The organism is Paraburkholderia sp. BR10937 (assembly GCF_040965695.1).
Lineage (GTDB): Bacteria > Pseudomonadota > Gammaproteobacteria > Burkholderiales > Burkholderiaceae > Paraburkholderia.
The window spans coordinates 195569-218961 of the sequence record NZ_JBFRCL010000005.1 but is presented as its reverse complement, the minus strand read 5'-3'; the positions used below and the strand labels follow the sequence as shown (position 1 = coordinate 218961).

At 65.5% G+C, this 23393-nt stretch carries 24 protein-coding genes; 12 read left to right on the top strand and 12 right to left on the bottom strand.

From position 1 onward, the window contains the following. Positions 1-35 precede the first annotated feature (35 nt). The 3 genes from AB4Y44_RS06710 to AB4Y44_RS06700 all read left to right on the top strand — a co-directional run bounded on the left by AB4Y44_RS06710 (position 36) and on the right by AB4Y44_RS06700 (position 1445). Positions 36-593, top strand: coding sequence for an FUSC family protein (locus tag AB4Y44_RS06710; RefSeq protein WP_342919072.1), 558 nt, complete (start codon positions 36-38; stop codon positions 591-593). A 266-nt stretch (positions 594-859) separates the two neighbouring features. Next, positions 860-988, top strand: a complete 129-nt coding sequence (locus AB4Y44_RS06705) for a hypothetical protein (RefSeq protein ID WP_281282727.1) — start codon at positions 860-862, stop codon at positions 986-988. A gap of 40 nt (positions 989-1028) precedes the next feature. Beyond that, complete coding sequence (locus AB4Y44_RS06700) at positions 1029-1445, top strand: rubredoxin (protein WP_368699030.1); 417 nt, start codon at positions 1029-1031, stop codon at positions 1443-1445. A 10-nt stretch (positions 1446-1455) separates the two neighbouring features. Here AB4Y44_RS06700 and AB4Y44_RS06695 read toward each other — a convergent pair whose 3' ends face one another. Beyond that, on the bottom strand, positions 1456-2310 hold the full coding sequence (locus AB4Y44_RS06695; RefSeq protein WP_342919074.1) for a helix-turn-helix transcriptional regulator: 855 nt from the start codon (positions 2308-2310) through the stop codon (positions 1456-1458). Between the two features lie 130 nt (positions 2311-2440). Here AB4Y44_RS06695 and AB4Y44_RS06690 point away from each other — a divergent pair, with 130 nt between their 5' ends. Together AB4Y44_RS06690 and AB4Y44_RS06685 are read left to right on the top strand one after the other, a co-directional pair. Further along, on the top strand, positions 2441-3271 hold the full coding sequence (locus AB4Y44_RS06690; protein WP_368699029.1) for a carbon-nitrogen hydrolase family protein: 831 nt from the start codon (positions 2441-2443) through the stop codon (positions 3269-3271). Positions 3272-3403: 132 nt separating this feature from the next. Further along, positions 3404-4759 (top strand): APC family permease, encoded by a 1356-nt coding sequence (locus AB4Y44_RS06685; protein ID WP_368699028.1) that lies wholly within the window; start codon positions 3404-3406, stop codon positions 4757-4759. 97 nt (positions 4760-4856) lie between these two features. Here AB4Y44_RS06685 and AB4Y44_RS06680 read toward each other — a convergent pair whose 3' ends face one another. Next, positions 4857-5468, bottom strand: a complete 612-nt coding sequence (locus tag AB4Y44_RS06680) for a GntR family transcriptional regulator (RefSeq protein WP_368699039.1) — start codon at positions 5466-5468, stop codon at positions 4857-4859. Positions 5469-5807: 339 nt separating this feature from the next. Between AB4Y44_RS06680 and AB4Y44_RS06675 the strand changes: the two genes are divergently transcribed. Both AB4Y44_RS06675 and AB4Y44_RS06670 read left to right on the top strand, forming a co-directional pair. Next, complete coding sequence (locus tag AB4Y44_RS06675; RefSeq protein WP_368699027.1) at positions 5808-6188, top strand: ABC transporter substrate-binding protein; 381 nt, start codon at positions 5808-5810, stop codon at positions 6186-6188. A 387-nt stretch (positions 6189-6575) separates the two neighbouring features. Beyond that, positions 6576-7652: a DUF2242 domain-containing protein gene (locus AB4Y44_RS06670; RefSeq protein ID WP_368699026.1), complete on the top strand. Its 1077-nt coding sequence runs from the start codon at positions 6576-6578 to the stop codon at positions 7650-7652. Positions 7653-7728: 76 nt separating this feature from the next. On the opposite strand, the gene AB4Y44_RS06665 is transcribed toward AB4Y44_RS06670, so the two are convergent. Further along, complete coding sequence (locus AB4Y44_RS06665) at positions 7729-8355, bottom strand: LysE family translocator (protein ID WP_368699025.1); 627 nt, start codon at positions 8353-8355, stop codon at positions 7729-7731. A gap of 405 nt (positions 8356-8760) precedes the next feature. Here AB4Y44_RS06665 and AB4Y44_RS06660 point away from each other — a divergent pair, with 405 nt between their 5' ends. Continuing rightward, positions 8761-9243 carry an Lrp/AsnC family transcriptional regulator gene (locus AB4Y44_RS06660; protein ID WP_028202732.1) on the top strand — a complete coding sequence of 161 codons (483 nt, stop codon included), beginning with the start codon at positions 8761-8763 and terminating at the stop codon, positions 9241-9243. Positions 9244-9282: 39 nt separating this feature from the next. Here AB4Y44_RS06660 and AB4Y44_RS06655 read toward each other — a convergent pair whose 3' ends face one another. The 6 genes from AB4Y44_RS06655 to AB4Y44_RS06630 form a co-directional block, all read right to left on the bottom strand. Continuing rightward, positions 9283-9945 carry an OmpA family protein gene (locus AB4Y44_RS06655; protein WP_342919080.1) on the bottom strand — a complete coding sequence of 221 codons (663 nt, stop codon included), beginning with the start codon at positions 9943-9945 and terminating at the stop codon, positions 9283-9285. Positions 9946-9951: 6 nt separating this feature from the next. Beyond that, entirely contained in the window at positions 9952-10755 is an 804-nt protein-coding gene (locus AB4Y44_RS06650) for a flagellar motor protein (RefSeq protein ID WP_368699024.1), read from the bottom strand. Positions 10756-10775: 20 nt separating this feature from the next. Next, positions 10776-11999: a Crp/Fnr family transcriptional regulator gene (locus AB4Y44_RS06645; RefSeq protein ID WP_342919082.1), complete on the bottom strand. Its 1224-nt coding sequence runs from the start codon at positions 11997-11999 to the stop codon at positions 10776-10778. Positions 12000-12315: 316 nt separating this feature from the next. After that, positions 12316-12546 (bottom strand): DUF2783 domain-containing protein, encoded by a 231-nt coding sequence (locus tag AB4Y44_RS06640; RefSeq protein WP_342919083.1) that lies wholly within the window; start codon positions 12544-12546, stop codon positions 12316-12318. 18 nt (positions 12547-12564) lie between these two features. After that, on the bottom strand, positions 12565-14277 hold the full coding sequence (locus tag AB4Y44_RS06635) for an FAD-dependent oxidoreductase (protein WP_368699023.1): 1713 nt from the start codon (positions 14275-14277) through the stop codon (positions 12565-12567). 57 nt (positions 14278-14334) lie between these two features. Next, a complete protein-coding gene (locus tag AB4Y44_RS06630) occupies positions 14335-15294 on the bottom strand; it encodes an MBL fold metallo-hydrolase (RefSeq protein ID WP_342919085.1) in 960 nt (319 codons plus the stop codon). Positions 15295-15568: 274 nt separating this feature from the next. Here AB4Y44_RS06630 and AB4Y44_RS06625 point away from each other — a divergent pair, with 274 nt between their 5' ends. Genes AB4Y44_RS06625 through AB4Y44_RS06615 form a run of 3 tightly spaced genes read left to right on the top strand, consistent with a single transcriptional unit; the run spans position 15569 to position 18808 of the window. Then, positions 15569-16441, top strand: a complete 873-nt coding sequence (locus AB4Y44_RS06625) for an IclR family transcriptional regulator (RefSeq protein WP_368699022.1) — start codon at positions 15569-15571, stop codon at positions 16439-16441. Positions 16442-16500: 59 nt separating this feature from the next. After that, on the top strand, positions 16501-17307 hold the full coding sequence (locus AB4Y44_RS06620) for an IclR family transcriptional regulator (RefSeq protein WP_368699038.1): 807 nt from the start codon (positions 16501-16503) through the stop codon (positions 17305-17307). A gap of 49 nt (positions 17308-17356) precedes the next feature. Continuing rightward, positions 17357-18808: a cytochrome P450 gene (locus tag AB4Y44_RS06615; protein ID WP_368699021.1), complete on the top strand. Its 1452-nt coding sequence runs from the start codon at positions 17357-17359 to the stop codon at positions 18806-18808. A gap of 3 nt (positions 18809-18811) precedes the next feature. Here the strand turns inward: AB4Y44_RS06615 and AB4Y44_RS06610 are convergent, their stop codons facing one another. From AB4Y44_RS06610 to AB4Y44_RS06600, 3 genes are all read right to left on the bottom strand, one after another. Continuing rightward, on the bottom strand, positions 18812-19723 hold the full coding sequence (locus AB4Y44_RS06610) for a MurR/RpiR family transcriptional regulator (RefSeq protein WP_342919088.1): 912 nt from the start codon (positions 19721-19723) through the stop codon (positions 18812-18814). A 78-nt stretch (positions 19724-19801) separates the two neighbouring features. Further along, positions 19802-20863, bottom strand: coding sequence for a sn-glycerol-3-phosphate ABC transporter ATP-binding protein UgpC (locus AB4Y44_RS06605; RefSeq protein ID WP_342919089.1), 1062 nt, complete (start codon positions 20861-20863; stop codon positions 19802-19804). A gap of 61 nt (positions 20864-20924) precedes the next feature. Beyond that, a complete protein-coding gene (locus AB4Y44_RS06600; protein WP_342919090.1) occupies positions 20925-21707 on the bottom strand; it encodes an SDR family oxidoreductase in 783 nt (260 codons plus the stop codon). 301 nt (positions 21708-22008) lie between these two features. Here AB4Y44_RS06600 and AB4Y44_RS06595 point away from each other — a divergent pair, with 301 nt between their 5' ends. Further along, entirely contained in the window at positions 22009-23241 is a 1233-nt protein-coding gene (locus AB4Y44_RS06595; RefSeq protein WP_324140994.1) for a sugar ABC transporter substrate-binding protein, read from the top strand. The last annotated feature ends 152 nt before the right edge of the window (positions 23242-23393 follow it).

The following is a 23393-nucleotide window of genomic DNA, read 5'->3' as shown; positions in this document are numbered from 1 at the left end:
TGGCCCCACGTTTTCCTTACGACCGATCACGCGCAATGCACGACCCACAAGACAACCTCTACGCCTATCTCACTTCGCTCCAGCAATCGGCGCTGGGCGCGCTCAAGCGCCTGCCGCTCAGGAGCCGCGCCGCGCAAGGCACACTGATGGCGCTGCGCGCCGTCTGCGCAGCAGGCCTCGCGTACAGCATCGGCCGCGCGCTCCACACCGAACAGGCGTTCTGGGCCGCGATCACGGCGATTGCGGTGACCCAGCACGATTACGCCGATACGCTCGCGCAGTCGCGCGACCAGTTCATCGGCGCGATTGCGGGCGGCGCGGTGGGGCTCGCGACGGCCGCGTTCGGCCCGGAAAATCTCGCCGCCTACCTCGTCGCCGTGAGCGTGGTGATCATCGGCTGCTGGTGCCTGAGCGTGAGCACCGCCGCGCGACTGGGTGCGATCACCACCACCATCGTGCTGCTCGTGCCCATGAACGGGCCGGTGTGGGACGTCGCGCTCTTTCGCGTGGCGCAGGTCGCCATCGGCATGGCCTGCGCGGTGCCGGTCAGCTGGCTGTTTTCGTATGTCGAACGGCGCTGGCTGCAGTTGTGAGCCGCTTCTCTCAACGCCTGCGAAATAAACCATCTCCGCGCGCTCAGGAATCCGGCCCACATTAGCGGCGATAATCAGTCCCGCTGCGCGGCGCAGGTTGCCGGGGGCGAAATCTGCGGCGCGTGCGCACAGTCGCCGCGCAAATGCCCCCGTCGACGCGAAATCGTGCGAAACTCCCCCGCCGCGCTCTGCCGCCGTCATGCCGATGATGGCAGTTTTTCGGGGCGCAATCGAGACTGCAACCCACGCCGCCGCAAGATCACCCTATGAACACCACCACCCGTCCCGCCGCTTCGAACGCCAAGTCCAGCAAGTCCATCTCGCTCCTGCAAATGCTCGCGCTGATCGGCGCTGTCGGCATCGCGGCCTCGCTGCTGTTCCGCTACTTCCTGTGAGCGCAGCGCGTCCGGGGCATCAAGCCAACCGTTTTCGCTTATGTACAAGAAAGGCGTCGCCCTCGAAATCCAGTTCTCGCCCGTTCGCCTGAATGACGGCGCAGGCGACCCGTACTGGATCGACCTCACCGCCGACGAAGCTACCGCACTGCTCGCCACGCTGCAAAGCAAGCTCGCTGAACGCGATGGCACCGCAGCGCCGATCGTCGTCGCGCTCGACAGCCCGCCCGAAGGCGCCGCGCCCGAGGCACCCGCAAGCGCCTCGACGGCTGCGGCCAGCGCCGACGACGGCCTCAAGCAGTGGGTCTGCGTGATCTGCGGCTGGGTGTACGACGAAGCGGCAGGCGCCCCCGACGACGGCCTCGCTCCCGGCACCCGCTGGGCCGACGTGCCCGACGACTGGCGCTGCCCGCTCTGCGACGTGGGCAAGGAAGACTTCGCGCTCGTCGAGTTCTGACGCGCAGCGCTCATGCGCCCACGCGCCCGAGCGGCTCGTAGAAGAGCGCAAACAACTCCGACTGCGAACTCACGCCGAGCTTCGCGTAAATGTGCTTCTTGTGCGCGCGAACGGTCTCGAACGAGATTTCGAGCCGCTCCGCAATCGCGCGCGTGGAAAAGCCGCTCAGGCTCAAGCGCACCACTTCGATCTCACGCGCGGTGAGCGGCACGCGTCCGCTTTGCTGCGTGACCGCCTCGATGCGGCTCGCGAAGCCCGCCTCGCTCAACTGCCCCTGCTGCGCCGCGCTGTCGGCTTCAGCCGCGTCCGACACGACCGCCTCGGCGACACCCTCGGCAAACGTCTCATACGCGAGCCGCTGCTTCATGAGCGCGACCACCCACGGCGCGAACATCGCGAACAACGCAATATCGCGCTCCGTGTAATGGTGCTTTGCGCCTAGCGAGAAAATCAGCGTGCGCGCTTCGTCGAGCGGCACGTTGAACTGCACTTCGTCGCCGATGATGTTGCTCTTGAAGTAGCGTTGGTAGTAGTCCGTCATGCTGAAATTGTCGGGCGCGACCTCGGCGAGCGTGACGAGTCCTGCGCGCGGCTTTTCGCTCGCGTTCAGATAGAACGGATCGAGCAGGTACATCCCCTCCAGATACGCGCGGAACAAGAGATCCACGGTGCCGTCGGGCATGGGCGACTCGGCGCATACGAGCGGCGCGCGATCGCGCCGGAAGACGAGCGCAACCCAGTTGTCGAACGCAACGAAGCGCTCGATCACACGCGTCATGCGGGTCCAGAAGTCGGAGCCGTCGAGGGCGTCGATCAGCGTCGCGATATGGTGATGGAACGCGCGGTCCTGCCAGTCCAGTTCCATGAGGGGCTCCATGGGTCCTCCGATCAGGGTACCCCTGCAGGGTAATTTCTCGACAAAAATATCGTGGAGATAATAGCCGCTCCAGACGCCCACGCGGTGCTTTACGTAATACATAAGGAAGGAGACAGGCATGCAACTCGAACTCGCGCAGATCCCGGTCGTGGACGGCGCAGTCGCTCCCAACCTCGACCGCGTACTCGACGCGCTTGGCAAGCGCCGCGAAGGCAGCGATCTCATCGTCTTCCCCGAAGCCACGCTCACGGGCTTTCCCACCCGCGAAAACGTGCGCGACGTGGCCGAATCGCTCGAAGGTCCGTCTTTGAGCAAAGTGCGTGACGCCGCGCGCGCTGCAAATATCGGCGTGGCGGTCGGCCTCGCCGAGCGCGACGGCGACCGCTTCTACAACACGACCGTCCTGATCGACGAACACGGCGACATCGCGCTGCGTTACCGCAAGACGCATCTGTGGGCCACGGACGTGGGCGTGTTCACGCCCGGCGAGCGCTTCGAGGTGTGCGAATTCAAGGGCACGACCGTAGGTCTGCTGATCTGCTACGACATCGAGTTTCCCGAAACGGCGCGCGCCGTGGCCTCGCTCGGCGCGGAAATGCTCGTCGTCACGAACGGCAATATGGATCCGTTCGGCCCCGTCCATCGCCGCGCGATCGTTGCGCGCGCAATGGAGAACCAGATGTTCGCCGCGCTCGTGAACCGCATCGGTGACGGCGACGACAACCTCACGTACCCCGGCGAAACGGCGTTCGTGAGCCCGTTCGGCGACGTGCTCTGCGAGTTGAAGAACGAAGACGCGGTGCTGCACGCGGAGGTGGATCGCGCGCTGCTCGCGCAAAGCCGCGAACACTACAGCTATCTGCACGACGCACGCATTGCGCTCAATCTCGCGGACGAGAACGACGCGCAAGGCCGTCGCTCGCTCAATATCCGGCCGCGCACGCGCTAATGGCCTTAGAAGCGTCAAGCAGCAAAACCCGGTAACAAGCCCGGCAACCGGCGATCCGGCAAGCCGCCATGCGCGGCTCGCCAGGCTCGCCCATGCCTGCCAGAACCGCAGCACCCAGGAGACAACTGCATCATGAAGCCTGCCTCGCCGTCGCATGAACGCGGCACTCAAGAACCTCACCTGAAGCGCACGCTCGGCCTGCCGTCCGTGCTCCTGTTCGGCCTCGCCTATATGGCGCCGCTGATCGTCTACGGCACCTACGGCGTGCTCGCCGGCGCGAGCCAGGACACCGCCGCCCTCGCGTATCTCATCGCGCTCGTCGCAATCGTGTTCACGGCGCTCAGCTACGGCAAGCTCGCACGCCTTTTCCCGGTCGCGGGTTCGGCCTACACCTACACGCGCAAGAGCTTCAATTCGCACCTGGGCTTCATGATCGGCTGGGCCACGCTGCTCGATTACTTCTTCCTGCCGATGGTGATCTGGCTGATCGGCGCGGCGTATCTTGGCGCGGCGTTCCCGAGCGTGCCCACGTGGATCTGGATCGTCGCGTTCATCGTGCTCACGAGCGCGCTGAACGTGATCGGCATCGAACTCGCCGCGCGTTTCAACATCGTGCTGATGATCGTGCAGCTCGGCATCGCGGCCATGTTCGTAGTCCTGTGCTTGCACTACGCCTCCGCGGCCGCGGGCCCGGGCGGCCTGATCACGGCGCAGCCGTTCTTCCAGCCGCACGTGCCGCTCTCGGCCACGATGGCGGGCGCTGCGATCGCCGCGTATTCGTACCTCGGCTTCGACGCCGTTTCCACGCTCACCGAGGAAACCATCGAGCCTGAAAAGACCATTCCGCGCGCCATCGTGCTGATCGCGCTGGTGGGCGGCGCGATCTTCGTGATCGCCGCGTACACGCTGCAGCTCGCGCATCCGGGCGCCGTGTTCAAGGACCCCGATTCGGCCGCGTTCGAAATCGCGCGCAAGGTGGGCGGCGATGTCTTCGTGACGATTTTCCTCGCGGGTCTGATCCTCGCGCAGTTCGCCTCGGGCATCTCGGCGCAGGCCAGCGTGGGGCGTCTGCTCTATGCGATGGGCCGCGATGAAGTGCTGCCGAAGTCGATCTTCGGCTACATCCACCCGCGCTTTCGCACGCCGGCGATCAACATTGCGATTGCCGGTGTCGTCGGTCTGATCGCGCTGAAACTCGACGTGGCCACCTCCACCTCGTTCATCAACTTCGGCGCGTTCCTCGCGTTCACTTCGGTGAACCTGTGCGTGATCCGCCAGTACTTCAGCGGCGCTGCGGGCACGCGTGGCTTCGGGTTGCTCGGCGGTCTGGTGTTCCCGCTGATCGGCGCCGTGACCGACATCTGGCTGCTGTGCAGCCTCGAAAAGACCGCCATCGTGCTCGGCGTGATCTGGTTCGTGCTCGGCCTCGTGTACCTCGGCTGGATCACGCGGTGCTTCCGCCAGGCGCCGCCGGAGATGGCGGTGTAAGCGCAACGCTGCACATTCAAGTCTGCTTCAAACGAAACGGCGAGTGTCCCTTAGGGGCGCTCGCCGTTTTTCCATGCCGTGCAGCGAAAAGAAACGCTTAGCTGTCCAGACCAGCCAGCCGCGCCGCGGCCATCACTTCGCGCCTGGTATCGAGAATATGCCGCTCGATCAGCGCCACCACTTCATCCACATCGCGCCGCTTGCAGGCATCGACGATCGCGTAGTGATCGCTTTGCACCTCGTTCTTCTCCGTATCGAGCGACATGCGCAGATGCGGATATCGATTCGTCGTGCTCAGGCAGTACTCCTCGATCATCTTGCGCAGACGCGAGTTATTCGCGGGCGCGCACAGCGCCAGATGGAACTGGCGGTTGCATTCGGCCCACTCCGCGGGCGACGAAGCGGCGTCGTACGCCGCGAGAATGCGCTTCATCACGTCGATGTCGCCGGCCACCATGTTCGGCACCGCGAGCTTCGCCGCGTAGGTCTCCAGCGCCGCACGAATGTCCAGCAGCTCGCAGATCTCCTGCGTGGACATGGCGATCACCACCGCACCGCGATTGAGCTGGTAGCTCACGAGCCCTTCGGCCTCGAGCTGGCGCAGCGCCTCGCGCACCGGAATGCGGCTCGCGCCGAAGCGCTCCGCCAGGCTCTCCTGGCGCAGCTGCGCACCCGGCGGCAGCACGCCGCGCAGGATCTCGTCGCGCAGCTGGTCGCGGATCGTTTAAGGCAGCGATCGCTGGTCTTCCTTGGCCTGCACTGTCGTCATGAGCTCGTGGGCGTCGGGCGGACGAACGCCGTCCGACGAAAAAGTATTGTCGTCAATATTTTTGCCTGCCAGAATTGGATACAATCCAATCGCTTCTGGATATTTAAACTGGCAATATGGATCCGCCAGCCATCCCCACTGTGCGGTGTCCTTGTGTGGAGACTGTATAGGTTTCTGTAAGCATCTGAAAACCAAGCAATTTTAGCGTATCCACCGGGCCGTCCCGGGGCTGTTGCGTGCGCAACGGTTTCGCCCGGCAAACCGCCATCTGGCCCCGACATGATGCATTCGGACGAGCTCATCAAGATCGCAGGTCCGGCGGCCGAAGGCGCGCTCGCTTCGTCGGGCGGCAGCCCGCTCGATCAGATGCCTGGCGGCAAGAGCTACGTCGAGCGCTACACCAAGCGCTTCAACAAGCCGGTCGAACTGTACTCGCCGTACGCGTACGACGGCACGCGCGCCGTGTTTGCCGCCATGAAGAGGGCGAATTCGACCGATCCGCACCTCTATCTAGCCTCGCTCAAGGCGACGAACATGAAGGGCGTGACCACGAACGAGCTGGCCTTCGACCAGTATGGCGACCTCAAATTCGGCGGCGTGACGGTCTACAAGGTCGTGAACGGCAAGTGGCAGCCGCTCACGACGGTCGGCACGAAGTAAGTCGACGAAGTGAACCGATGAAGTGAGCCCACACTGACGCCGCGTTGCGGGCGCGGCGGCGAGTGTGGCCCCCATGATGCAGCGCATCGCGCACAGGAACAGCCGGGCGGTACCCGGCTGCGGCGCACGACAGCGAGTGCTCTTCTCCGCTCGCTGCCCGGGACGCCGGGTTGACACAGGCTTTCGCGTTGGGCGGAAGCCCGTTTTTTTCGTCATGTGGGATGTAAGCTTCGAGATGCCTTCGTCGGGCTTTCGAAATGCCTCGAAAAAACGAGCGTTCGGTCGTGCGCAGCGGAACCGAACTACAATGCATGCCGTCCGATGCAATGCCGCATTGCTGCCCTGTTTGCCCCGAACATGTCCCGTTTTTCGAAAGTTGTCCCTCGTTTGCCCGTCCCGCTTCGCAGCGCCGCCCTCGCCGTAACCGCGGTGACGCTGGCCGCTGCGCTCGGCGCGTGCTCCTCGCCCAAGCCCAAGTTCCAGGAAGATCAGCTGCTGAGCACGGCGCCCAGCCAGTTCTCGCGCAGCTTCAACTACGCGAGCACCGACGCCTGCGAATCGTCGCGCCGCGCGCTGCTGAGCCAGGGCTACATGACGACGATGACGCGCAACGACACCGTCGACGCCACGAAGAACTTCCAGCCGACGATGGATCAGCACATCGTCGTGGAGGTGCACGTGGTCTGCACGCCGGGCGACGCGAGCAATACCAGCATGGTGTACGTGAACGCCGTGCAGAACGGCTACGCGCTCAAGAAGAGCGATACCTCGGCGAGCGTCGGGCTCTCGATTCTGGGGTCGGTTTCGCTGCCGATCCGCTCGAACAGCGACGAAATGGTGAAGATTTCGAGCGAGACGATCCAGTCCGGCCCGTTTTATTCGCGCTTCTTCGATCTGGTCGGGCGGTACTTGAGCGCTTCGGCGCGCAGCGAGCCTGTGCCGGGTGCCGGCGCGATCAAGATTTCGCCGTTGCCGCCGCCGATCGAGCCGGTCACGGCAAGCGCCGCGCCCGCCGCGACCACGGTGGGGTCGGCCGCACCGGCTGCCGCTGCGGCGGCTGCGGCGACGGGTGCGGCGGTGTTGCATGGCAGCACGCTGCCGGCGGCGCCGGTCGTGACGGCGCCACCGGCAGCGCCGGCACCTGCGCCTGCCACGGCGGCACCCGCGCCTGCCGCTTCTGCGCCGGGCGCGTCCGCACCGGTCGACCACGGCGCTGCGGCTGCAGCGGCGATCATGGGTGTGCCGGCGCCGGTTGCTTCCAACGCGCAATCTGCGGCGCTCGCGACGAGTGTGACCACTCACAATGCCGCGACGCCCGTGGTGGCGTCGGCTAGCGTAGCGACGGCGCAAACGCTCGCCTCGGCCTCGACGACCTCTGGCACCCAGAGCGTGGCAGCGGAATCGGCAACACCCTCAGCGGCCATGCCGACCGCAGCGCCGGCCGCATCGACCACCTCGCCGTAAGCGCCGCCGCGCGCCAGACCGGCGTCAAGCCAACCGGCTCGCGCACACCCGCGCGAGCCATCCGCCGTCTGCGCGATCAGCGCAAGCCGGCCATCATCGCGCCCATCCCCACGAGCAGGCTGCCCATCAGGCGGTTCACGGCGCGCATGCGCCTCGGCCGCTGCAGCACGTGGCGCAGCCGGTGCGAAAACAGCGCCATCGAAGCCACGCCGCCCGCAAACAGCAGCGCGAACGTCGCCGCCAGCAGCCAATACTGACGGTTGGCGCTCCAGGGCGCATCGGCGCTCATGAACTGCGGGAAAAACGACGGGAAGAACAGCAAGGTCTTCGGATTGAGCCCGGAGGTCGCGAATCCGCGCCAGAACAAATCGCGACGGCAGGCATCGTCGGCTTCGGCAGGCGCATCCGTGCCCGTCAAAGAGCGGCTGCGCCACTGCTTGCACCCCAGCCAGACCAGATAGGCCGCACCCAGCCAACGCAACAACATAAGTGAATGCTCACTAATGAGCAGCAGCGAATTGAGGCACAGCGCCGTCAGCGCGAGCTGGAGCAGCACCGCGAGCGTGCCGCCCCAGACGCAGGGCAGCGCGCGGCGCCAGCCGGCGTGCAGCGCCTGGCTCATGGTGAGCACGTTGACGGGACCGGGCGTGTAGACGAGGACGAGCGCGGCGGCGAGAAAGGATAGATACAGCTGGATCGACATTGCGGGGCGTGCTGGCGAAGACGGGGTGACGAACGACGCTCGGGGTCGCGGGGTTATTAAAAACGGGTACCGAAAATGGGCAACAAAAAACCGCGCGAAAGCGCGGTTTTCAAATGCCATCTGCCTGACCGGACACTGCTGGCAGCGCGGTGAACGCGCGCAACGCCCGGTAGCCGCCGCAGGGTGCAACGGAAACGGCCCTGACGGACCACCGCGGCTCGTGGCTGCGGCGGCGCTCCCCACAGCGGGGAGGTGGCCGCGTGGGTCGTGCCAGGCAAGAAGGCATGTGGAAAATATACCGGGGAATTGCGTGTATAGGCTTCCGGTTTTCAGGCGAAAACGGCCAATATGCAGAATATTATTCCGCTATAATTGCAGATACCTGTACAAAATTCCTTGTTCTCCATGAGCCCTCGTGAACGCCCGCCCAAAGCGCTCGACAACCAGGACCGCAAGATCCTCAGCGCCCTGCAAAAGAACGCCCGACTTTCGAACGCCGAACTGGCCGAGCAGGTGGGCATGTCCACCACCGCGTGCTGGAATCGCACGCGCCAACTCGAAGCCGATGGCTATATCGACGGCTATGTCGCGCTCGTGAACCAGCAAAAGCTGGGCTACGCCGACATCGTGATTCTGGAAGTGACGCTCGACCGCCACGAAGACGACGCGCTCGCGCGCTTCGGCGCCGAACTCGCGGCGCTGCCCGAAGTGCTGGAGGCCTATCTCGTCTCCGGCGAGTACGACTACTGGATCAAGGTGGCGGTGGATGGCACCGCCGGCTACGAGCGCTTCCTGCGCGAGAAGCTCTATCGCATCTCGAGCATTCGCCACAGCCGGTCGATGTTCGCCTTGCGCTGCATGAAGGATGTGCCGTCCATGCAGGTGTGACGCGCGTTTGCTTCGGCAATCGCGCGAACGGCGTGAGAGTCAGCGCTGGACGATCAGCGTCACGCGCCGGTTCAGCGCGCGGCTCGCGGGGTCGTTGCCTGCCACGAGCGGGAAGTTGTCGGCGCGGCCAATCGCAGCGAGCCGGTGAGGCTCGATGCCGCGCTCGACCAGATAGCGCACCACCGCGCCCGCACGCGCCGAAGAGAGTTCCCAGTTCGACGCGAATTTCGCGTTCGCGATCGGCGAGCTGTCCGTGTGCCCTTCCACGAGAATATTTCCCGCCGGCGCCGAGCGCAGCACCTCGGCGATACGGCCCAGCACGTCGAGCGATTCGGGCAGCAGCGTGGCATCGCCCGCGTTGAACAGGATCTTCGCGTTGATGCCGATCTCCACGCCGCGCGCTGCCGGCACAATCGTGATCTCGCCGCGCTGGCGCAACGTTTCGAGCGCGGCGAGCAATGCCTGATCGACGGCGGGCACTTTCTCGACTGTTGCCGCCGTGCTCGTGCGCTGCGCCGCCGAGCGTATTTCGGATTCCTTATGCTTCGCCAGCTGCATCGCGTAGAGCGCGAGGAACAGCACCATCAGCGTCGTGATCAGGTCCGCGTAGGAAATGAGCCAGCGGCCGGAACTCGATTCGCCGCCCTCGTCCTCGTCGTGATCGAACTGTGCAGTGAGCGGCAAGTCTTTATCGGAAAGCATGGGCGGTCAGCTCGCGTGCGTCGTGTCCAGCGCCCATACGTTCGCTTCGCCCTGCAAACCACCGCTCTTGCCGCCCACTTCGCCAGCAAGACGCGTGGCGATCGTGTGGGGCGACTCCTTGCGCGAAATGGCGAGCAGGCCGTCGAGATAGAGCTTGCGCAGGCGCAGTTCGCTTTCGATATGCGCGCGCGTCTTGCCATACAGCGGCAGAAAAACGAGGTTCGCGAATGCAAGGCCGTAAAGCGTGGCGATGAAGGCCACTGCAATGCCGGGCCCGAGTTCCGCAGGCTCGATCAGATGCCCCGTGACCTGAATGAGGCCGAGCACCGAGCCGAGAATACCGAACGTGGGCGCATAGCCGCCCGCCTGCTGCCACACACGCGCCGCCGCCATGTGCTTGCGCCCGGAGGCTTCGAGTTCGCGCTGGAGCGCATCCTCCAGCACGGCGGTCGAAACGCCGCTCGCAAGCAGTTCGAGCCCGCGCCGCGCGAACGGATGAATGCCCTGCAGATCCATCGACTCGAAGGCGAGCAGTCCGTTGAGCTTGGCCTGATCGCCCCACTCCAGCACGGCGGCGAGGCTCGCTTCATCGACGCGCGGCGCCTTCACAAAGGCCATCCGCAATTGCTTGATGGCATCGAAGAAGCGCGCCCACGTGTTCTGGATCATCACGGCACCGAGCGTGCCGCCCAGCACGATGGCCAGCGCCTCAGGCTGAAGCAGCGTGACGAAATGGCCGCCTTCGAGCGAGAAGCCCGCGACCACAGCGAGCGCGCCAACGGCAATACCGATCAAGGTAAGCAGATCCATACGTGTCTCCCCATCCCCACTCAGCGATCCGCCTGGCGCGCGCCAGGCGACTTGAGTGCACGCACCGCTTCAAGCAGGCGCTGCTCGATATCTTCGACTTCCACAGGATCGATCTTGATGTCGCGGCGCATGACCCACGACACTTCGTTCTTGCGTGCGTCCGCCATCACGGAGAGCAGGCGCTCGGATACGGTCTGATCTTCGATCGAAGCGAGCAGTTTCGCGAGATCGTAGGTATCGAGCGCGCTCACGGCTTCGAACAGCGTACGCTGATCGACGAACAACAGATCGTCGAGCGACTTGAGTTCACCCGAGCCGCGGTTCGTGCGCTTCGAGAAATACGCCACGCCCTTTTGCTCGACGAAGTTCAGCACCTTCGACTTGCGGAACGCGAAGACCTCGTCGGCGATTTCAGCGTGCGAGAGCTTGTTGAGAATGACCTTGCGCTCCACGCCGATCAGCGCTTCGAGATCGCCCAGCTCGATCAGTTCGAGTTCGCTGTTGATCGACACATCGAGATCGCTGTCCGCGACCTGCGTCGCGCGCTCCACGATGCGCACGGGGTCGAACGTCACCACCTGGCGGCCCAACGCGCCTTCTGCCGCTGCACCGTTGTTGGCGAGGTGCGTGGCCTGCCCGCTTTGCATCGCGACGAGATTGAGCTTTTCCATGCGCCGGAGCATGGCCATCACATGCGGGCGCGAATGACCGGCCACCGCACGGCATTTCTGCACGACGTCGGCGAGCGGCACGCTCACTTCGGCGCCGCTCGCGCCGTGTCGCGACCAGGTATCGCCGCCTTCGCCGCGATCGCTCGCGCCTGCGATCAGCGCGAGCACGTGCGCGTACGACAGTACGCCCGGCATGAAGTCGGCATGGGTGTAGGTGGCGAGCAGATCGTCCTTCGCCTTGACGCGCCGCGTGAGCGTGCGCACCACATGGCGCAGCATCGGCGTGACGCGTTCGAGTTCCTCTTCGATGAGGCTCGCGGGCACGACGGTCAGTTGGCAAAAGCTGAGCGCCTTCGCCGTGTTCGGTCGCGGTTCCGCGCCGAGCAACGCGGTCTCGCCAAAAAATTCGCCGCGTCCGAGCGTGGCCATCACGACTTTCTTGTCGTCGCAGCGGGTGGAGATTTCGACTTTGCCGTCGGCGATCACGAAGATCAATCGTTCGCCTGCAAAGCCTTCCGAATAAATGATCTCGCCCGGCGCCGCCGTACGCGACCATGTTTGACTGCGATTCAAGTTCTATCCCCGGAAAACGATTCCATCGCCCGCATTTGTCTGACTATCTTATGCGTTTGCGAAGTGAGTGCCATGAGCCGCGTTTACGGCGTTTTCCAGGACGTTCTTGAATCAGCTTGCAGAGTTGGCGCGCGTGGAAAGCATGCCGAAAGCCCTTTGCGCGAGTCTGTGCGCCGAGGTGTCACGCGCGCTTTGCAAACGCAAACGATTGCTTGCGCGAGAAGTGCTGCAAATGGCGATGAATTGCGTGGGGAAAATGAATGCGGCCAGTTTGCACTGGCCGCATGTGTCAACGCTATCAGTCTCTTTCAGTCTTTCACGCCGCAAGTTTTCCCGTCGCGCCGTTGCTCGCCAGCGCACTCACGCCTGCGCGCGCGAAGCGAAGCGCTTGCATCAGCGTTTCATGCTCTCCGATGTGGTTCGCGAGCAGCAGGATCAGTTGCGCATTGGCCGACTGACTCTGCGCCTCGTCGAGATCGCGATGCATGTCGATCAGCGCTTCGTAAAAGTCGTCCGGTCTTGCCAGGTTCGGTTGGGTGTTCAGCATGGTCGTCTCCTCGTTCCTCTATGCCGTGCCTTGCACGCACAGCGCCCGCTTGAGCGCGCTCTCCACGCGCGCCGCATCGGCGCGCCGCCAGCGCGCGCTCACGTGCTGGTCCGGACGAATCAGATAGAACGCGCCGTCCTGCGCGCCGTAGCGCTGCGCCGCCAGCCCTTGCACGTCGCGCAGCACCACCGTCGATGCGGGCAGACCCGCCGGCACAGCCGCATCGCCTTCGAGCACCACGACGAACTTGAGCGGCACCGCAGAACGCGAGAGCGCCTGCAGCGTGTCGAGCGTCTCGGTATCGAACGCCGGGCCCGCGCGGCTGAACACGAGGCCCGCGAACTGGTCGCCCAGATGCGCGAGCAGCCAGCTCGCGTCACCCGCTGCGTTTTGCACCGGCGCGTCTGCACACGAAGCGCCCGGCTCCATCTGGCCGTCGAACGTCTCTTCGTCGGGTGTGTTCAAGGTCGATTCGCGCAGCACCGCGGGCACGGAAAGCCGGCCGCTGTTCACCAGTTGCCGCGCAAAGGCATGCTCGCGGGCAAGCGTGAGCACGGCGTCTCGGAACACGCGGCTCACCGCGCTCTTGGGCGTGATGAAGTCGGTCGAGCGCGTGGAGTTGCGGATGTTTTCGTCGGCGGCGTATTCGCGCTCGCTCGCGTAGGTGTCGAGCAGCGCGTCGGGCGCATGGTTCTCCAGCACCATCGCGAGCTTCCATGCGAGGTTCTCGCCGTCCTGGAAGCCGCTATTCGCGCCGCGCGCGCCGAACGGCGAGACCAGATGCGCCGAGTCGCCCGCGAACAGCACGTTGCCCTGGCGGAAGCTGTCCATGCGCAGGCACGAGAACGTGTAGATGCTCACCCACTCCAGCTCGAACTTCACGTCGGGCCCGAGCAGTGCGCGCACGCGCGGAATCACGCGCTCGGGCGTTTTTTCGAGCACCGGGTCGGCGTCCCAGCCGAGCTGGAAGTCGATGCGCCAGACGTTGTCGGGCTGGCGATGCAGCAGCACCGACTGGTTCGGATGGAACGGCGGATCGAACCAGAACCAGCGTTCGGTAGGAAAGTCGGCTTCCATCTTCACGTCGGCGATGAGGAAGCGGTCCTTGAAGGTGCGGCCGTGGCTGTCGAGACCGAGCAGCTTGCGCAGCGGGCTGCGCGAGCCGTCGGCGGCCACCACGTAGCGCGCGAGCAGCGTGTACGGGCCGTCGGGCGTTTCGATTTCGAGCGCGACGTGCGCGTCGGCAGCGCCCGGCGTGCCGTGCTGCGCGACGCCCGTCACCTTGTTTTTCCAGCGGATTTCGAGGTTCGGCAATGCCTGCGCACACTCGAGCAGGTAGCCTTCCACGTAGTACTGCTGAAGATTCACGAAGGCGGGCCGATGATGGCCGCTTTCGGGCAGCAGGTTGAACGTGTAGACGAGTTCGTCCTTGCGGAACACCTTGCCCACGTTCCAGCTCACGCCCTTTTCGACCATGCGATCGCCGCAGCCGAGGCGGTCGAAGATATCGAGCGAGCGCTTGGAAAAGCAGATGGCGCGCGAGCCCGTGGAAAGCGTGCAGTCGTCGTCCACGAGCACCACCGGCACGCCTTGTCGCGCGAGGTCGATGGCCGTCGCGAGGCCCACCGGCCCCGCGCCGACCACCACGACCGGACGCACGCACGCGGCGGCATCGGGAGTTTGTTCGCTGCATCGCGCGTAGTCGAAGGTCAGCGTCTGATAGTCGATCATTCTTGTCTCCACCGTGTCATCTCGTGCCTGTCTCGCAGTTGGCACTCAGCTGGCACTTCAATCCTGCAGCGCGTCCCACATCTCCTTGTCGCGCTGCGCCGTCCAGATGCGCGGATGCGTAATGCCGCTCGCCTCGTCATACGCGCGCGTCACGTCGAACGGCAGGCAGTGCTCGTAGATGAACACGTGGCCGAACTTCGGGTCCATCGCCTCGCGCGTGAGCGACATCGCACCCTTCAGGTCGAGCTTCTGCGCCACGGCGGCGCGGCCTTGCGCGAGCAGCGTGGTCACGAAGTCCTTCGTGTAGTCGAGACCCTTGTTGACTTCCGCGGGGTCGAGCAGCGCGGGGCCGCGGCCCGGCACGAGCTTTTCGGCGCCCAGCGAGCGCAGCGCTTCGAGCGTGGCGGGCCAGTCGGCGAGCTGGGCGTCGCCGCAATAGCACGCAGCGTCGTATTCGACGAGGTCGCCCGAGAACAGCACCTTCTGCTGCGGCAGCCACACCACCGTGTCGCCCTTCGTGTGACCCGAACCGAGGTGCGCGATCTTCACTTCGAGCTTGCCGAGGAACAGCGTGATTTCCTTCTCGAACACGAGCGTGGGCCACGTGAGGCCCGGCACCGTTTCGACGCCCGCGAACAGACGCGGGAAGCGCTCGATTTCCGACTTCATGTCGGCTTCGCCGCGCTCGACGATCATTTCATAGGTGCCGCGACTCGCGATGATCTGCTGCGCGCCTTCCTTGAAGTACGCCGAAGCGCCCAGCACGCGCACCGCGTGATAGTGCGAGAGCACGACGTATTTGATGGGTTTGTCGGTGACGGTGCGGATCTTCGCGATGAGGTCCTGTGCCATGGCGGGCGTGGCCGTGGTGTCGACGATCAGCACGCCGTCGTCGCCGATGATGACGCCCGAGTTGGGGTCGCCTTCCGTGGTGTACGCGTATGCGTTTTCCGAGAGCTGCGTAAAGGTGACCTTCTTTTCTTCGAGGTCGGCCTGGGATGCGAACGCCTTTGCCATGTTGAGTCTCCGTATCGAGGGGCTCTTGAAGCCGGGGCGGGGCGAAGCGCGCACGGGCCGGGCGCGCTGGGCGCCAGCCCTGGTTGTCTCGCCCCGTTTGAAGTTGAAATGGACCGCTGTTGTGCCGGGGTGAGGCCATCATGGTCTTTCCGTTTTTATTTGTCAATAGCAAATTGTATTGCTATACGTTAATTTCTGACCAAAGCGTGCTGCAGTCCGTACGGTTGCCGCCGTTCAGTTAACATGGACCCTTTTTCAGCCAGAGAAAAGCGCCATGAGACGTCGCAACGACAGCGCCGCGTCCGCGCCGGAAAGCAACGCGACGGCAGCCCGCACGCAGCGCGGCATCCAGAGCGTGGAGGTCGGCGGACGCCTGCTGCGCGCCCTCGCCGACGCGCGCGCGCCGCTTGGCGCCACCGATCTCGCGGCGAGCGGCGATATTCCGTCGAGCCAGGCGCACGCCTATCTCGTGAGCCTGACGCGCCTCGGGCTCATCAAACGCGACGCGCTTTCGGGGCGCTATGAGCCCGGCCCGCTCGCGCTGCGCCTCGGCCTGCTGCATCTCGCGCAGCAACCCGCGCTGCGCGAGGCCGCGCCGCGCGCCGCCGCGCTCGCGCAGGCGCTCAACTGCAGCGTCGCGCTGTGCATTGCCGGGCCGCAGGGGCCGACGATCGTGCGCTACGAGCACGCGAGCCTGCCGCTGCACGTGAACCTGCATGTCGGCACGGTGATGTCGCTGCGGGCCACGGCCACGGGCCGCGTGTTCTGCGCGTTCCTCGGGCCCGAGGCGCTCGAAGCCGCATGGGCCACGCAAACCGCGCAGCCGGTGTGGCGCGGCACCAGCCACGTGGCCAGCGCCGCGAGCGCGCCTCAGGAGAGCACGCCCGATGCCGCCTTCCTCGCCTCGCTCGACGCCATCCGCGCGCGCGGCTACGAACTCGCTATCGACGCGCCCAGCCCCGGCGTGAGCAGCGTCTGCGTGCCCGTGCTCGGCCCCGCACGCGCACCGAGCGTCACGCTCACCGCCATTGGCGCGAGCGGGGTGCTCGACGTGCGCGCAAACGGCGCGGTCGTGCGCGCGCTGCGCGACGCTGCTGCCGAAATCACCGCCGCCGCTTTTTCATCGACACCGACATGCCCCGATTGAGCTCCAGGCCTCCGCGCGACGACGCAACGCAAGCCGCCGGCGAAGACGCCGTGGTCAGCATGGCAGCCGAAGCCGCCGACAAACCGCAACGCGGCATCCAGTCCCTCGATGTCACGGGCGAGCTGCTCGCTGCGCTCGTCGCCGCGGGCACGCCCTTGCCGTTGCGCGACCTCGCCGCCGCCGCGGGGATGGCGCCCGCCAAGGCCTTCCCGCACCTCGTGAGCCTGCAGAAAATCGGCCTGCTGGCGCGCAACGCGGCGGGCCGCTACGAAGCGGGACCGCTCAGTCTCGAACTCGGCCTGATCGGCCTCGCGCGTCTTTCGCCGGTTCGCGAAGCCGACGCCGAGCTCGTGGGCCTCGCCGCCGCTACCGCGATGAGCGTCGCGCTCGCGGTGCCGGGGCCGCTCGGCCCGACCGTCGTGCGTCTCGAAGAATCGCCGCTGCCACTGCACGTGAGCCTGCGCCCCGGCACGGTGATGTCGCTCGTGAACACGTCGATCGGACGCGTATTCGCCGCATGGGTCGACGACGATGTGCGCGCGGCCCTGCTCGCCCAGGACGAGTTGCGGCTCGCGGGCGCGAAGCCGCGCGAGGGCGCCACGCCCGCCTACCTCGCGCGGCTCGCCGCGATTCGCGCCGAAGGCGTGGACACGGCACTCGACAAACCCATTCCCGGCATCAGCACCGTGACCGCGCCCGTGTTCGACCACACCGGCAGTGTGTGCCTCGTGCTCGCGGTGATGGGGCCTTCGGGCAGCCTCGACATCGCGCGCGAAGGCACGGCTGCGCAACTGCTGATCGCCGCCGCGGAACGCCTCTCGCGGCGCTTCGGCTACATGGAAGGGGCGGCGGCCGCGCCGCTATGAGCGCCTTTCGCACGCGATATAAAAACGACCACGTGATGAGAACCACCCCATGAGCACGGCATCCACCGGACAAGCATTGCGCCAGATCGCCGATTTGCCCTGCCCGCGCGGCCTGCCGCTGCTGGGCAATCTGCTGCAGCTTTCGCCGCCGCGTCTGCATCTGATTCTCGAGCAATGGGCAGCCGAACTCGGCGCGCCCTACCGCTTCCAGGTCGGCGGCATCCCCATCACGATCTGGACCGATACCGAACTGATCCAGCAGATCATGCGCGAGCGCCCGCATCGCTTCCGCCGCTATCAGCCGATCGAAGCGGTATTCGAGGAGATGGGCTTCAACGGCCTTTTCTCGGCAGAAGGCGTTGCGTGGGAACCGCAGCGCAAGCTCGTGATGCAGGCGCTCTCGATACCGAACATCAGGGCGTTCTACCCCACGCTCGCCGATATCACGCAGCGTCTTCACACCCGCTGGCAACGCGCGGCCGAGCGCGGCGAAACCGTCGAGATGACCGACGACCTCAAGCGCTACACCGTGGACGTGACGAGCGCGCTCGCGTTCGGCGAAGATCCGCGCACGCTCGAGCGCGATCACGGCGTGATTCAGGAGCACCTGGAGCGCATCCTGCCGGGCGTGATGAGGCGCACCAATGCGCTCTTTCCGTACTGGCGATATGTCAAGCTGCCCGCGGACCGCAAGCTCGAGCGCTCGCTCGAGGAAGTGCACCGCTACGTCAACGCGATGATGGCGCGCGCCCGCGAGCGCATGCGCGACGAGCCCTCGGATGCGCCGCGCAATCTGCTCGAAGCGATGCTCGTGCAGCAGCAGGCGCCAGGGGGCGAGACGACCATCAGCGACGCGCAGATCCGCGCAAACGTGCTCACGCTCCTGATCGCGGGCGAAGACACGACCGCTGACTCCATCGCGTGGACGCTGCCCTACCTCGCCGCGGATCCGGCCTTGCAGCAGCATCTCGGCGACGAAGCCTCACGCGTACTCGGCAATTCGACGGTCTGCGCCGACTACGCCACATTGAAGGACCTCGATGTTTTCGAGGCGATCTGCATCGAAGCCACGCGTCTGCGCCCGGTAGCGTCCGTGCATTCGTTCGAGCCGCTGGAAGACGTGGTGGTGGACAACGTGGCGTTGCCCAAGGGCACGCGCATGTTCTTCGTCGCGCGTCCCGCCATGCTCGACGCGAAGCATTTCGCCGATCCGCAGCGTTACGATCCGAGGCGCTGGATGAAGCGCGGCGAACGCGAAGCCGATGACGGAAAAGCCCATGACGTGCGCGCGTATCTGCAGTTCGGCGCCGGGCCGCGCGTGTGTCCTGGCCGCCATCTCGCGACGGTGGAAATGCGCCTCGCACTCTCGATGCTGATGCAGTCGTTCACGATCGAACTGGCGATCGATCCCGAAAAGATTCAGGAAGTGCAGGCGTTTACGATGGTGCCGGATACGATGCCGGTGAAACTCAAGCCGCGCGAACGCGCTGCGGCTGCCTAAGCGTCAACGCCCGTCTTCGGGCGTGCCCACCGTGGAAGCATCGTCGGGCGCGCCATCGCTGCGCGCCTGTGCATCGCGCATCTTGGCAAGCGCCTTGGGCCCGAGGCCGAGCGACACGCCCAGCGCGAGCGCATCGAGCACCGCGAGATGCGCGATGCGCACCACGGCGGGCGCGTGCGCATCGCTCGCGGCGGGCACGCGCAGCAAAAGCGGAATATCCACCACCCACGCGAGACGAGAGCCCGCACTCGTGAGCGCGATGGTCGTCGCGCCGCGCTCCTTGGCGATCTGTATGCTCTCGTTCACTTCCACGCTACGTCCCGACTGCGAGATCGCGAACGCCACGTCGCCCGGTTCGAGCAGCGCCGCGTAAAGGCGCTGCAGATGTGCATCGGTGAACGCGCTCGCGGCGATGTCGAGCCGCAGCAGGCGCAGCGCCGCGTCTTGCGCAACGAGCCCAGAACCCGCGCCCACGCCGAAAAAGTACACGCGACGCGCGCTGGAAAGCGCCGCGACGGCAGCCTCGAACACGGCCGTATCGAGCGAAGCGCGCGCGTGGGTCACGCCCTGCACGACCGACTCCGTCACCTTGTCGAGCAGGGTGCCGACCTCGCCGGCCCACCCGGCGCCGCCTGCCTCGCCGCCCGTCATCTCCGTGGCGAGCGCGAAGGGCACGTTGCCCGCCGCGCTCTGCGCGAGCCGCATCTTGAAGTCGCGCAGGCCGTGCGCACCCACCGCGCGGCAAAAGCGGGTGACAGAGGGCTCGGACACGTCCGCGCGCAATGCGAGCTCGGTGATGCTCGCGCGCATGGCGAAATCGATGTCGGCAAGCACCATCTCCGCGACCTTGCGCTCGGCGGGACGCAGCGACTCCGCGACATTGCGGATGTGATGGATCAGGTTGGAGACCGGCAAGCTGTTTTTCCCGTGGAAGATACTAGGGTCTGCTCACATGAGGGGGCCCGCTATCCAGTTTCGATGCGTGCTTCCGCTTCAATCGAGCCGCTTGCCGCTTTCAGTATCGAACAGATGCAGGTGCGCGAAAGGCAAACCTAGCGTCATACGCTGGCCCGGCGAAACGTCCGGGCGCGCGCGCGTGGTGACGCACCATGTCGTCTCGCCTATTTTCCCGTACAAGTGGGTCTCCGCGCCAGTCGGCTCGATCACGTCGACGTTGAACGGCACGTCGCCGCCCGCCTCGATGTGCTCGGGCCGCACGCCGAGCGTCACGCGCGCACCCGCCTGGGCCTTGCCTTCCGGCAACGCGATACGCACGCCGTCTTCGAGCACGAGCGCCGTGCCGCGCGCGTCGCTCATCACCGTGCCCTCGGCGAAGTTCATCGAAGGCGAGCCGAGGAAGCTCGCCACGAACAGGTTGCCCGGTTTGTCGTAGAGGTCGAGCGGGCGGCCGATCTGTTCGATGCGCCCCGCGTTCATCACGACGATGCGGTCGGCCATCGTCATCGCCTCGATCTGGTCGTGCGTGACGTACACCACCGTGTTGCGCAGACGCTGGTGCAGCGCCTTGATCTCGGTGCGCATCTGCACGCGCAGCTTGGCGTCGAGGTTCGAAAGCGGCTCGTCGAACAGGAACAGCGCGGGCTCACGCACCACGGCGCGGCCCATGGCGACGCGCTGGCGCTGGCCGCCCGAGAGTGCGCGCGGCAGGCGCTCCAGGTAGCTCGACAGGTTGAGCATTTTCGCGGCGGCTTCGATGCGCGGCTTGAAGCCGTCCTCGCGCTCCTTGCGAATGCGCGGACCGAACGCGATGTTGTCGTACACCGAGAGGTGCGGGTAGAGCGCGTAGCTCTGGAACACCATCGAGATGTTGCGCTGCTGCGGCGGCAGCGCGTTCGCCCGCGTGCCGCCGATGGTGAGGTCGCCGCCGGAGATGTCTTCGAGGCCGGCGATCATGCGCATCACCGTCGTCTTGCCGCAACCCGAGGGGCCGACGAGCACGACGAATTCGCCGTCTTCGATGTCGAGGTCGACGCCGTGCACGACCTGGGTGTCGCCATAGCGCTTGTAGATGCCGTTCAGTTGTACCGCTGCCATGCTGTCCTCGTTTGCGTGAAGTCTTTTCAGGTCGCTCAGGTCAATTCGCCGCGTGCTCGCGTCAGAACGGATCGAGCGTCAGCTCGTTCGCCATCATCCGGTTGCCCGCCATGAGGCCCGCGTCCACGGGCAGCGCCACGCCCGTGATCACGCGCGCCTGCGGCGAGGCGAGAAACTGCACGGCGTCGGCGATATCTTCGGGTGTGGCCACGTCGCCGAGCGGATACCACTTGCTTAGTTCTTCGAAGATCTTCGGATGCTGCTCGACGCGCGCGCGCCACGCAGGCGTCTTCACCGTGCCGGGGCAAACGATGTTCGCGCGTATGCCGTGCGGACCCAGCTCCATGGCGAGCGCCTTCGTGTAGCTCACGAGGCCCGCCTTCGCCGCGCTGTACGCGGGGTGGCCGAGCGCCGAAAGACCGTTCACCGAGCCGATCAGCACGAGCGCGCCGCGCCGGCGCTCGATCATCGAGGCGCGCACGGCTTCGACCGTGTAGTAGGTCCCGTTCAGGTTCAGGTCGATGTCGCGCCGCCAGCTCGCGGCGTCGGTATGTGCGAGCGTCGTGCCGAGCGCGCCGCCCGCGTTCGCCACGGCCACGTCCACCGGGCCGCGCGCCGCCACGCCGCGCGCCACGGCTGCGGTCACGGCGGCCTGATCGCTCACGTCGGCGGCGAGCGTCTCGAGGCGCGCCGCGCCCGCTTCGCCGAATTCGGCCGCGAGCTGTTGCACGCCCGCCGCGTCTCGGTCGAGCGCGAGCACCGTGTCGCCCGCTTCCAGAAATCGCTTGCACAGCGCGCGGCCTATACCGCCGCTCGCGCCCGTCACCAGCACCACCCGGCTCATGTCGACTCTCCGTGCGGCCCGCCAGCCGTGCCGGAGAGCCTGAAAATTTCCTACATACGAATGACGGACAGTGGTCCGTATGCGGGTTTATACCGAGCGCGCCGCGCTGCTGCAGCGCATGAATTTGCCCTGTTTTACAGCATGTTATGCAAATTTCGGCGCGCAAAACAATATCGAGTTTACCAGGTGACAACGCTTTTTTCATCCTGTAGGATTTTTTCAAACAACGCAACCCAGCAGCCGGGTCAAGGCGGCGGCACTAGTGGAAAAAGCGCAGGAACAACCACCAAGGAGAAAGAGAATGTCGTTTCAGGCACGTGCAACCACCATGCTCGGCAAGCTCGCCGTCGCGCTAGCATTCGCCGGCATCACCGCCGCGGCGCACGCCGACACGGTCCGCGTGACCGTCGCCCACTACAGCGACGCCACCGCCCCGTACTTCGAGAAAATGGCCAAGCAGTTCGAGGCCGCCAATCCCGGCATCACGATCAAGATCGAAGACGTGAACTGGGACTCGCTGCAACAGAAGCTGCAAACGGACATCTCCGGCGGCGCGAACGCCGACCTCGCGATCATCGGCACGCGGTGGCTGCTCGACTTCGTGAAGGACGACATTGCCGAGCCGCTCGACCCGTACATGGACGCGAACTTCAAGGGCCGCTTCATCGGTCCGTTCCTGGCTCCGGGTCAAATCAACGGCAAGACGTACGGCCTGCCGATCGCCGCTTCGGCGCGCGCGCTGTACTACAACAAGGACATGCTCGCTTCGGTTGGCTATCCGCAAGGCCCGAAGACCTGGAACGACGTGATCGACGCTTCGAAGAAACTGAAGGCGAAGGGCATTGCGGGCTTCGGTCTGCAAGGCAAGGAAATCGAAACCGACGTGTACTTCTACTATGCGTTGTGGACCCACGGCGGCGAAGTGGTGGGCAAGGACGGCAAGGCGGCATTCAACTCGCCGGCTGGCGTGAAGGCCGCGACGCTCTACAAGAGCATGATCGACGAAGGTCTCACGCAGCCGGGCGTGACGGGCTACAGCCGTGAAGACGTGCAGAACCTCTTCAAGCAGGGCCGCGTGGCAATGATGATCTCGGCGCCGTTCCTCGCCAAGCAGTTGCAGAAGGAAGCACCGAACATCAAGTACGGCATCGACCCGATCCCGGTCGCCACGACGCCCGCCACCTACGCGGTGACCGACTCGATCATGATGTTCAAGAACTCCAAGGTGAAGAAGAGCGCCTGGAAGTTCCTGGACTTCCTGTTCACGAAGGAACCACGCGTGCAGTTCACGAGCACCGAAGGCTTCCTTCCGACCACCAAGGCTGAAGCGAGCGACCCGGCTTTCCAGAATCCGGACACGCAAGCCTTCATCGCGCTGCTGCCGCATGCGAAGTTCGCGCCGACCGTGACGGGCTGGGAAGACACTGCCAAGGCCGTGACCAACGCGATGCAGTCGGTCTACCTCGGCAAGGCCAAGCCCGCCGATGCGCTGAACCAGGCGGCCACCGAAGCGAACAAGTCGCTCGGCAAGTAAGTCTGGCAACCAGGCCTTAACGGCAACCCCGGCGCGCGCCCGAACTTTCCGGCGCGCGCCGGAGCGCCTCAGAACCGACGTTTCGAAGCACTGACGATTCGACATGACTACGGGTCCCCTGAAGCCCTCGCCCGCCACAGCACCGGCCGGCG